Genomic DNA, 11335 nt, shown 5'->3' with positions numbered 1-11335 from the left:
GAGCACTACAATCAACGCAGGCCACACACCGCACTCAAAGGCGCCTCACCCATCAGCCGCGTCACCAACCAACCGGGTTAGTACACCTAGCGGGCTAGGACCGGTCCGCCGCATGAAGTGGGGTTACATTGACCACGCTGATGGCGGCAGTGGACGTATCGTCCTGGTCGCTGGTCCCCGAGGTGCCGGCCTCAGTGGTTTCGCTCTCGGATTCCGTTTCTCCGGCGGCTCGTTCCATGTCGCCGCCGCTGCTTGGAGCCGACCCAACAGAAGGCTCGTTAGAGGCATTATCGGTCTCCTCGACGGCCGGTATGGCGGCCACCGAAACTGAAGGACCGGCGTCGGATATTGGGACGACGCTGACAGCGGGCTGCTGGGCCGCCGCGACCTCGGAGGCCTGATGTTCAGCGGCCGCGTCTTCGGCGGCCTGGGCCGCTTCATCGCGTCGTGCCTGCTCTTCGATGTCGTCTGCGAGTGTCTGGAGCATCGACTCCGCCTCTGTCGTCATGCCTTGGTGCCCGGCAGCCATGGCTTTGACCAGGTACTGGGCGAGGGCAAACTCGGCCAACAATGCGGCCCGGCGCAACAGGTGGGCGTCGGGTGTTTCGCGGCGCGCTTGGGTGTAGTGGCTCAGGACTGCTTCAACAAATGAGGCTTCGTTGGAGGCCACCAGCCAGGCGAAGTCGTCGGCGGGGTCGCCAATCCGGAGGTCGGTCCACCCGGTCAGGGCTGTGACGGTGTCGTCTTGGACCATCAGGTTGTCTTCGTGAAGATCTCCGTGGACCACCGAAGTGTTGAAACGCCACAAAGCGACGTCTTCCAGTGCGTGCTCCCATCGGCGGAGCAAGGTGGCCGGGATCTTGCCCGTGGTGGCAGCTTGGTCCAGTTCGTTGAGCTTGCGCTGCCGGAACTCGTTGGCCGAGTAACTGGGGAGGTCCGCATTGGTGACGAGAGTCAGCGGAAGGTCGTGGATGGCGGCCAAAGCCGCGCCAATTTCCTGCGCCAAGGCAGGGTTGCTCGCCGAGAGTTCCTCAATGGACAGCATGGAGCCCTGGAGGTGGGCATACACGAAGGTGGTGAGGGCGCCCTGCCTCACTGTGCCCGCGATGGTGGGCACATGGAATGGCAGTTCAGCGCGGATGGCGGGCGCGAAGGCGCGCAGCACCATGAACTCGGTCTCCAGCCGCGTGCTGGCTTCGGGATGGCGCGGCGAACGGACGCGCCAGCGCTTGCCTTCCGCGTCGAGCAGCAACGCCGAGTCGAAGTCGGCGTCGTCGTCGGGGGAATAGGCTGTAGCCGTCGGCGCCAAACCTGGCACCGCCGCGGTTGCTATAGCGGCCAGTTCGAGCGGTGTTCTTCTCACGTCTCCACGGTAGATTGAGTGGAGCCTGTGGCCATGATGCAGTGCGGCGAGTCTCCAGATCCGCTGCAAATACGCAGTAGAACCTCCCGTCGGGACACCTACTCGGGGCGCGTCCACAGGGCGGGGCTCCGTCAAATGTTTTTTGTCGGTACGAGTCAGTACGGTAGATACATGAGTTACACGGAGCCACCGGCGCTGGCCAATCACCTGATGGACACTGTTCTCCCAGTGCGCGCAGCCATGGTGGACCGCGGATCGGGCGTCCGCATGAAGCCGGGGATGGTTGATGATCTCATCGCGTCCGGCACGGCGAGGGCCATGGTGATTTCCCAGCGCAAGGCGCTGGTGACTGCCGATGGGCTATGGTTCGGCGATGCCGCCCCGCTGTGGAACGCCCTCAAGAGTGGTGATGCCGGTGCTGCCGCCATCTATTTGGGCACAACCCTGACGTCTTCCTCCCTGCAGGAAGGCACCGCCGTTCTGCTTTTCACGGCTGCTGAACCGGTGGACCCGGGGACCGCAACGGTCCCTCTGGATGCTGAGTGGGCGGGCTTCCGGGACGTCGCCGCCCGTCTTGACGCTACTGACACCGCCTTGTTTATCGAGGCCAGCGCAATCTCCAACTGGCACGCAACCCACACGCATTGCCCCCAGTGCGGGACTCCTACGGACATAGAGGCCGGGGGATGGGTGCGGCGCTGTCCCCAGGACAACTCGGAGCACTACCCACGTACGGACCCCGCCATCATTGTCACAGTGGTGGGACCTGATGGCCGACTCCTTCTTGGCGGCGGGGGACCCCTCGACGCCAAGAACTATTCCACGCTCGCGGGATTCGTCGAGCCCGGTGAATCGCTGGAACAGGCTGTCGTTCGTGAAATAGGGGAAGAAGTGGGTGTCCGTGTGACGGCCTGCCAGTATCTCGGTTCACAGTCCTGGCCGTTCCCCGCCTCGCTCATGCTGGGGTTCACGGCCACCACCGACGACGCCGTTGCACGCCCCGATGGCGTAGAGGTCACCCGCGCACGGTGGTTCAGCCGCGATGAGCTGCAGGCGGCCGTGCTGAGTGGCGAGATCACCATCTCCACGCGTTTGTCCATCGCGCGTTCATTGATTGAGCATTGGTACGGCGGCGTCATCGAAGACCTCCAGCCGTGACAGAAGATATTTTCGACGCCGGGGGCTCGCTTGAGGAGCGCATCCTCGGCGGTTTGGATGAAGAGCAGCGCGAAGTCGCCAGTACCTTGTCGGGCCCTCTATGCGTGCTCGCTGGAGCGGGAACGGGAAAAACCCGTGCCATCACCCACCGCATCGCCTATGGCGTTCACTCAGGCGTGTACAGTCCGCAACGGCTGCTGGCCGTGACGTTCACGGCCCGTGCTGCGGCCGAGATGCGGAGCAGGCTTCGCGATCTAGGCGTTGCCAATGTACAGGCCCGTACTTTCCATGCTGCGGCCCTGAGGCAGTTGCAGTTCTTCTGGCCCCAGGCCATCGGCGGTACGCTCCCAAGCCTTTTGGACCACAAAGCCAACATGATCGCTGAGGCCTCCCGCAGGCTTCGCCTCAGCACTGATCGTGCGTCCATCAGGGATCTGGCCGCAGAAATCGAGTGGGCCAAGGTGTCCATGCTCACCCCAGCGAACTATCTGGAGAATGCTCAGGGCCGTGGAACTCCCGGAGGATTCGATCTCACGGCGGTTTCCCGTGTGTTCCAGGCGTACGAGGACATCAAAACGGACCGCAACGTCATAGACTTCGAAGACGTCCTCCTGATCACGGTCGGCATCCTCCAGGAGGATCCGAAGGTGGCAGCAACCGTTCGTGAGCAATACCGCCATTTTGTGGTGGATGAGTACCAGGACGTTTCGCCCCTGCAACAAAGGCTCTTGGACCTCTGGCTCGGTGGTCGTGATGAACTGTGCGTGGTGGGCGATGCCAGCCAGACGATCTACTCTTTTACCGGCGCTTCGCCCAAGCACTTGTTGGGGTTCAAGGCACAGTTCCCCGCCGCCACCGTCGTCAAGCTCATCCGGGACTACCGGTCCACACCGCAAGTGGTGAAGTTGGCCAACGAACTCCTCGGTTCCCGGCGCAGCGGTGGCCCCGTGGCGGATGCCGCTTGGGCTCCGCCGCTCAAGCTGGTGGCGCAGCGTCCCACGGGTCCGGAACCGCGGTTCATGGAGTGCCCGGATGACGAAGCCGAAGCCGCCGTGGTGGCAGGCCGGATTCAGGAGCTGCTCAACGGTGGCGTCAAAGCCAGCGAGATAGCCATCCTCTTCCGCACCAATGGACAATCCGAGGCCTACGAACAAGCACTGGCCTCAGCAGGCATCGGATACCAACTCCGGGGAGGCGAACGGTTCTTCGCGCGCAAGGAAGTTCGGGATGCCATTCTCCAGCTGCGAGCCGCTACCCGGGCGGTGGCCGAGGGACCCCAGGAAGCATTGGGACAGATCGTGCGGGACATCGTCGCCTCCCTTGGGTACACCGAAGCTGCTCCGCACAGCGGGGGAGCGCTTCGCGAGCGGTGGGAATCGTTGGCGGCGCTGGTTGCCTTGGCCGACGAACTTGCCGTCAGCCGGGGCGAATCCTTCACGTTGGCCGAATTTGTCAACGAACTGCAGGAGCGTTCGGTCGCGCAACATGCCCCCACGGTCCAAGGGGTGACTCTCGCTTCGCTGCACGCAGCGAAGGGCTTGGAATGGGACGCCGTGTTCCTGGTGGGACTGAGCGAGGGCCTGATGCCGATTTCTTTCGCGGACACCCCTGAAGATGTTGATGAAGAACGCCGGTTGCTGTACGTCGGAATCACCAGGGCGCGGGAGCACTTGAATCTTTCATGGTCCACAGCCCGTACGCCTGGTGGCCGGGCCAACCGCAAACCGTCCCGCTTCCTCGACGGACTCCGTCCGGATTCCGTGGCGTCCGCAAACGCGCGCAGCAAGACAGGCCCCACACGTCGCAAAGCTGCCGCACCGGCGTCGTGCAGGGTCTGCGGAAGCATGCTGGGAAGCGGAGCCGAACGCAAAGTCGGTCGCTGCAACCAATGCCCGCCCACCTACGAGGAACAGACGTTTGATGCGCTGAGGCAGTGGCGTTTGGATGAGGCGAAGTCAGCCGACGTCCCGGCGTATGTGGTCTTCACGGACGCTACCCTTACGGCGATTGCCGAGGCCAAACCTTCGTCACTTGAGGAATTGGCCGTCTTGGCGGGAATCGGCCCGTCCAAGCTGGAACGTTACGGCGAAGCTGTCCTGGCTGTCCTTGCTGAGAGCTCTGAACTCTGATGGCGCGCCCACCGGCTGCCGACGCCGGCGTTCCGCAGGTCACCGATGACGGTACCCCTGTAGTCGTGCGGCGATCATCGCGACGCCGCAGGACTGTTGCTGCGTTCTGGGAAGACGGCAATGCAGTGGTGGCCATCCCGGCGAGCTTTACCAAGTCCCAGGAACGTGAATGGGTCCAGCGCATGCTGGCCAAACTGAAGAAGCAAGGTGAGCGGCGGAACGCCCAGGGCAGGCGCCGTCCGGCAACGGACCAAGTGCTTGCCGAGCATGCCGCGCAACTTTCACGGACCTACCTGGGCGGGCGCGCAGTCCCGACGTCGGTCCGCTGGGTTGGCAACCAAAACTCGCGGTGGGGTTCGGCCACTCCGGCGGACGGCACCATCCGGCTTTCGAACAAGCTTCAGCCCATGCCGCAATGGGTCATCGACTATGTGCTTGTTCACGAGCTTGCCCACCTGCTGGTAGCTGGGCATAACGCCGACTTCTGGAGACTTGTCGAGGCCTATCCTGAGACCCAGCGTGCCAAGGCGTTCCTGGAAGGAGTGGCTTTTGCGACGTCTCGGGGCCTCGCGCCGGAATCAGGGCGTGACAATCAACCAGAGTGCGCTGCGGAACTGACTGATTAACCCAGCAACGGCCGCCATGAAGGACGGCCGTTGCTGGAGGACAATTGCGGAACCTGCCTACTTGCTCGGCGAGTCCGGGTCGTTGTCGTCCGTTTCTTTCTCGTCGTCCCGGGAATCCGAAGTCTCAGCATCGTCGGTGGTGTCGTAACCGCCGCTGAGCAGCTTCTGCAGGGCGTCGTCAACTTCGCTGTCACTGGCCTCGGCCAGCCGTCGGCGTTCGGAGAAGCCCTTCGGGTCGTCAAGGTCCTCACCCGTTGGCAGCAAGTCCGGGTGGTGCCAAATCGCGTCGCGGCCGGCGATGCCACGCTCTTCCTTCAGCGTTGCCCACAGGGTGGCAGCCTCCCTGAGCCTGCGCGGACGCAGTTCCAGGCCGACGAGGGAAGAGAACGCGTGCTCGGCCGGTCCGCCGGTCGCGCGGCGACGACGGACGGTTTCGCGCAGCGCTGTAGCGGATGGGAGCACCTTGTCGGTAGCTTCCGCGGTCAGTTCGTCCACCCAGCCCTCGACGAGCGCGAGTGCAGTCTCAAGCTTCTCCAGTGCTGCCGTCTGCACGGGAGTGCGTTCCGGCGTAAAGACTCCCTGGGACAGTGCTTCCTGAATTCCCTCGGGGTTGCTGGGGTCCAAGTCCCGGGCCAGGTCCTCTATGCGGGACATGTCAATGTGGATGCCGCGGGCGTATGCCTCGATGGCCCCGAGCAGGTGGCCACGCAGCCACGGGACCTGCACGAACAGCCGTGCGTGGGCGGCTTCGCGCACCGCAAGGAAGAGCCGTACGTCGTTCTCGGGGAGGCTGAGGCCTTCTCCGAATTTGGCGACGTTGGCGGGCAGCAGTGCCATCTCCAGATCTGCCAGAGGGACACCAATATCAGTTGAGCTGACCACCTCAGCCGAGAGAGCGCCGATTGCCTGCCCCAGTTGCATGCCAAAGATCGCGCCGCCCATGTTCTGCAGCATGGAGGAAGCGCCGCCCATCATGGACTTCATTTCCTCGGGCATTTGTTGGGTGAGGGCGTTGGACAGGGCATTGGCGATGCTGTTCGCCACCGGCTCGGTCAGCCGCTTCCATGTCCCCAAGGTCGCTTCCACCCACTCGGCCCTCGACCACGCACGGCCGATCAGGCCGGTTGCCGAGAGATCGGTAACGGGGTCGAGCCAAAGTTCCGCGAGCCGAAGTGCTTCGTCGACTTCCTTGGCCTGCTGGGCATTGACCGAGGGATCGGTGCCGGCTGCTGCGACCCGGCGTGCATTCTCGTGAGCGAGTTGCCAGTTCACGGGCCCTTCGGAGGTGGAACTCATCATGGCCTGGACCTGGGCGAACATCTGCTGGAGCAGCTGGGGGTCGTTGGGCAGGCCTGCGGCCTTGGCCAGCTCGGCGGGATCGATGTTGCCCATGCCCTGGCCGCCCATCAGGTTCTGCAGCATTTCTGCCAGCGGGTCCTTGGGTGTGTCGTCGTCGTTGGACGGGTTGTTGGGGTTGGAAGTCATGGTGCCGCCGATCGTCGAACTGGCTGGTGATCTCTTTCACCGTACCGCGCGGCCGGAGGGCTGTCTGCCCGGAAGCGGCGCCGTTCGCTGTAGGCAAAGCAGCCTCGCAGCGCAGGACCGCGTAGTGTTGATGTTTGGTATGTGCCGCTGCCGCCCTTCGGCGGGATGAGCCATGGAACCGGTCAAGCAACGCCGGCATAGAGAGGCCTCAATGCTTACTTCACCCAGCCCCGAGGGCTCACTGGACCCGCGTCAAACGCCCGACGCCGATCCCTCCTCCGTGCCGTCGGCGCCTCCCCGGGACAGCCGCTACATGATCATGGTGATTTCGGGGCTGCTGGCCTTGGGCCTCGGCATAGGCGCAGCGGCATTGCCTGTTCCCTACGTTGTTGAGTCAGCGGGACCCACCTTCAATACCTTGGGTAAGGACGGCGATAAGCCGGTGATCACCATCACCGGCCGGGAGTCTTTTCCGGCCAACGGCAACCTCGACCTCACTACCGTCGTGATGACCGGTGGCCCAAAGAGTCCTGCCACGATCTTCGATATTTTTCGCGCATGGTTGGACCCTTCCAAGGCCATCTACCCCGAGGAACTGATCTATCCCAAGGGCACCACGGCTGAACAAACGGTGCAACAGGGCGAAATTGCCATGGAAACCTCGCAGGAGAATGCCGTCGCCGCAGCTTTGCGGCAGCTGGACATCCCCTTTGAGCAGCGGCTGACCGTTGCGGGCTTGTCCGATCCATCGCCGTCAGCCGGGAAGATCCAGGAAGGCGACCGCCTGACGTCCATCAATGGCAAGCCCGTCACGTCCATGAGCGTGATCCAGGCGGAATTGGCAGCGGGGGCCGGTGCCCCGGCCGTCGTCGTTGTGGACAGGGACGGTGCCGCCGTGACGGAAACGGTGACGCCCACCAAGAACCAGGCGGACCGTTACGTCCTGGGTGTTCTTCTCGCCAGCGATTTCACCTTCCCGTTCGATGTCCGCATCTCCTTGGAGAACGTGGGCGGACCGAGCGCTGGAATGATGTTCGCCTTGGGAATCGTGGACAACCTCGAACCGGGGGACCTTACTGGCGGTAAACACGTCGCTGGTACAGGCACTATCACTGCAGATGGAGCCGTGGGACCTATCGGCGGTATTGCCCAAAAGATGATCGGGGCCCGGCAGCACGGGGCCAGCATGTTCCTTGCTCCGGCTGCCAATTGTGCGGATGTAGTGGGCCATGTCCCGGACGGGTTGCAGGTTGTCAAAGTGGAAACGCTGGCCGACGCCACTGCCGCCGTGGAGCGGCTCGGGTCCGGACAGGACACGACTGGCCTTCCCACCTGCACAAACAACTAGACTGGCGAAGGAACTTAGCTTTACTGCCACTCGTGGCATATATGACGGCCTCCGCCATATCCCAGCGGCAGAGAATGTCAACCACTCGCACACCGACTGTTCACTGACACCAATGAGGTACAGAGTTTGTCCCGTCCCGCCAGCTCCAACCCGCCCGGAAGATCACCGCTGAGACGAGGTGCCCTGACGCCGACGCTCATTGTCGTTGCAGTGGCTGTCGTCGGGTTCATTTTCTTCGCCAATGTGTGGACTGACGTCCTCTGGTACCAGCAGCTCGGCTTTTTCGAAGTTTATATCCGCGAAAACCTCGCCAGGATCATTACCTTCCTGATCGGTTTCGCCATGATGTTCGCGGCCGTGTTCTTTGCCATCAGGATCGCCTACCGCTCCCGGCCCGTCTACGCGCCTGATGCGGAGTCCCGCGACAACCTCAACCGCTACCAGGCACAGCTTGAGCCAGTTCGCCGGGTGGTTATGGTCGGCCTGCCGATCCTGTTCGGGCTTTTTGCCGGCAGCGCTGCAGCCAGTCAATGGCAGAAGGCACTCTTGTTCTTCAACCAAGAGCCGTTCGGCCAGACGGACCCGCTGTTCAACCTCGACATCAGCTTCTACCTGATGTCCCTGCCGTTCCTGGGATTCGTCACCGGATTCCTGATCAGCATCGCGGTTGTAGCCGGTATCGCAGGCATCCTGACCCACTACCTTTACGGCAGTATCCGCCTCATGGAGCGTGGCATCTTCACCAGCCGCGCAGCCCAGATCCACATCGCTGTCACCGGCGCTGTCTTCCTGGTCCTGCTGGGCATCAACTTCTGGCTGGACAGGTACACCACGGTGCAGAGCAATTCCGGCCGCTGGGCCGGTGCGCTCTACACGGATGTCAACGCCGTTGTGCCTACCAAGGCCATCCTCGCCGTGGCGGCCGGCCTCGTGGCAATCCTGTTCATCATCGCTGCGATCATTGGCCGCTGGCGTTTGCCGGTCATTGGTACCGCGATGCTGGTCATTACGGCCATCCTTGCCGGTGGCGTCTACCCGTGGGTTATCCAGCAGTTCCAGGTGCGGCCCTCGGAAAACACCTTGGAGAAGGAGTTCATCGACCGCAATATCAAGATGACGCGGGCGGCTTACGGGCTGGATCAGATCGACGTATCGGCCTACAACGCCACTACTACGGCTACAACAGGGGCCTTGGCCGCGGACGCGCAGACCACCGCCAATATCCGCCTCCTCGATCCGAACCTCATCTCCTCGGCGTTCGCCCAACTGGAGCAGTACCGCCCTTACTACCAGTTCCCGCAAACGTTGAATGTTGATCGATACATGGTGGATGGCAAAGTCCAGGACACCGTGATCGCCGTTCGCGAACTGAATCCGGACGGCTTGAGCGCCAACCAGCAGACGTGGGTGAACAGGCACATTGTCTACACCCACGGCTACGGTGTGGTTGCTGCCAAGGGCAACAAGTTCACCGCTGACGGTAAACCCGAATTCCTGCAATCAGGTATTCCCTCCAACGGCGTCCTCGGCAATGACACGACGTATGAGCCGCGAATCTACTTCGGTGAGAACTCTCCCGAGTACTCCATTGTGGGCGCACCCGACGGCGCTCCTAACCGTGAGCAGGACCGGCCCGCAGGGCGGGAAGGTGGCGGCGAAACCCAGTACACCTTCAGTGGCAACGGCGGACCTAACGTTGGCAATTGGCTCAACCGCATCCTTTACTCCATCAAGTTCCAGTCCTCGGACCTGTTGCTGTCAGATGGCGTGAACGCAGAATCCCAGATTCTGTATGAACGTAATCCACGGGAACGTGTTGAGAAGCTGGCTCCCTACCTGACTGTTGACGGCAATGCGTACCCTGCAGTCGTTGACGGCCGCGTGAAGTGGATTGTTGACGGCTACACCACCAGCCAGTACTTCCCGTACTCCCAGCCGCAGCAGTTGCAGAACGCCACTGCTGACTCACAGACGAGCGCAGGCCGCACTGTCGCCCTGCCGAACAGTTCGGTGAACTACATCCGTAACTCGGTCAAGGCCACGGTGGATGCCTACGATGGTTCGGTCAACCTGTACGCGTGGGATGACCAGGACCCCATCCTGAAGGCCTGGCAGAAGGTTTTCCCGACTGTCATCAAGCCGTACTCGGAAATGTCGGGCGACCTCATGAGCCACGTCCGTTACCCGGAGGATCTCTTCAAGGTTCAGCGCGAACTTCTGGGCCGCTACCATGTGACGGATCCTGACAGCTTCTACCAGAACAACGACGCATGGAGCGTTCCCAACGATCCCACTGTCTCCGAGGCTGTCAAGCAACCTCCGTTCTACATGTCGCTGCAGATGCCGGACCAGGAAAAGCCGGCCTTCCAGCTGACATCGTCGTTCATTCCGCAGACGGTCAACGGCAGCGCGAGGAACATTCTTTACGGGTTCCTGGCTGCTGACTCCGACGCCGGTAACGTCAAGGGAGTCAAGGGGGAGAGCTACGGAAAACTTAGGCTCCTGGAGCTCCCAACAGATACTCAAGTCCCCGGGCCGGGGCAGGCGCAGAACAAGTTCAACTCGGACCCCACCGTTTCCCAGGCCCTTAACCTCCTGCGGCAGGGCGCATCCGATGTCTTGAACGGAAACCTGTTGACCTTGCCAGTCGGCGGTGGCTTGCTCTACGTACAGCCTGTCTACTTGAAGTCCACGGGTGAGACGTCGTACCCAACGCTTCAGCGTGTGCTCGTGGCCTTCGGTGACAAGATCGGCTTTGCACCCACGTTGGACGAAGCACTCGACCAGTTGTTCGGTGGCAACTCCGGCGCAACAGCCGGCGATGCTGACAACAATGGCCAAACGCCCGCCACGCCCCCTGGTACTACTGCACCTCCCGCTGGCCCGACCGACGCCAAGGCTGACCTGAAGGCAGCGCTCGACGAGGCCAACAAGGCGATCCAGGATGGCCAGGCTGCTTTGGCAAAGGGCGACTTTGCCACGTACGGTGCCCAGCAGGCCAAGCTGTCCGAGGCCCTGAAGAAGGCACTCGACGCGGAAACCCGCCTGGGTGCAACACCAGCTCCAACCGCGACGCCGGGGACTACTCCCAGCGCGACGCCGTCGCCGTCGCCGAGCAGCTGATAGCCGCAGGCGATTGAAGGGCCGGTACCCGCTCCTGTTGGAGCAGGTGCCGGCCCTTTGCACTGGGGGGAGATGCACATCACGTAGCCAGGATTTGGTCTGA

Annotated in this window: 7 protein-coding genes; 5 read left to right on the top strand and 2 right to left on the bottom strand. The window is 62.5% G+C overall.

Annotated elements, in window-relative coordinates:
* Positions 1-94: 94 nt before the first annotated feature.
* The gene (locus FQP90_RS10815; RefSeq protein ID WP_144650020.1) at positions 95-1363 is read right to left on the bottom strand and encodes a macrolide 2'-phosphotransferase; all 1269 of its coding nucleotides are present in this window, start codon (positions 1361-1363) and stop codon (positions 95-97) included.
* Between the two features lie 171 nt (positions 1364-1534).
* Here FQP90_RS10815 and nudC point away from each other — a divergent pair, with 171 nt between their 5' ends.
* Genes nudC through FQP90_RS10800 form a run of 3 tightly spaced genes read left to right on the top strand, consistent with a single transcriptional unit; the run spans position 1535 to position 5276 of the window.
* Positions 1535-2521: an NAD(+) diphosphatase gene (gene nudC, locus FQP90_RS10810; protein WP_144650019.1), complete on the top strand. Its 987-nt coding sequence runs from the start codon at positions 1535-1537 to the stop codon at positions 2519-2521.
* Positions 2518-4650, top strand: a complete 2133-nt coding sequence (locus FQP90_RS10805; RefSeq protein ID WP_144650018.1) for an ATP-dependent DNA helicase UvrD2 — start codon at positions 2518-2520, stop codon at positions 4648-4650. Before nudC ends, FQP90_RS10805 begins: the two co-directional genes overlap by 4 nt.
* Positions 4650-5276 (top strand): M48 metallopeptidase family protein, encoded by a 627-nt coding sequence (locus tag FQP90_RS10800; protein ID WP_144650017.1) that lies wholly within the window; start codon positions 4650-4652, stop codon positions 5274-5276. The genes FQP90_RS10805 and FQP90_RS10800 overlap by 1 nt, the downstream gene beginning before the upstream one ends.
* A gap of 57 nt (positions 5277-5333) precedes the next feature.
* On the opposite strand, the gene FQP90_RS10795 is transcribed toward FQP90_RS10800, so the two are convergent.
* On the bottom strand, positions 5334-6761 hold the full coding sequence (locus FQP90_RS10795) for a zinc-dependent metalloprotease (RefSeq protein WP_144650015.1): 1428 nt from the start codon (positions 6759-6761) through the stop codon (positions 5334-5336).
* A gap of 211 nt (positions 6762-6972) precedes the next feature.
* On the opposite strand from FQP90_RS10795, the gene FQP90_RS10790 reads away from it, so the two are divergent.
* Together FQP90_RS10790 and FQP90_RS10785 are read left to right on the top strand one after the other, a co-directional pair.
* Entirely contained in the window at positions 6973-8109 is a 1137-nt protein-coding gene (locus FQP90_RS10790) for a YlbL family protein (RefSeq protein ID WP_144650013.1), read from the top strand.
* Between the two features lie 126 nt (positions 8110-8235).
* The gene (locus tag FQP90_RS10785; protein ID WP_144650011.1) at positions 8236-11232 is read left to right on the top strand and encodes a UPF0182 family membrane protein; all 2997 of its coding nucleotides are present in this window, start codon (positions 8236-8238) and stop codon (positions 11230-11232) included.
* Positions 11233-11335: the final 103 nt, after the last annotated feature.

The sequence above is a fragment of the Paenarthrobacter nitroguajacolicus genome, assembly GCF_007786235.1.
In the GTDB taxonomy this organism is placed as follows: Bacteria; Actinomycetota; Actinomycetes; order Actinomycetales; family Micrococcaceae; genus Arthrobacter; species Arthrobacter nitroguajacolicus_A.
The sequence above is the reverse complement of the archived record's forward strand: the minus strand, read 5'-3'. Positions and strand labels throughout refer to the sequence as shown.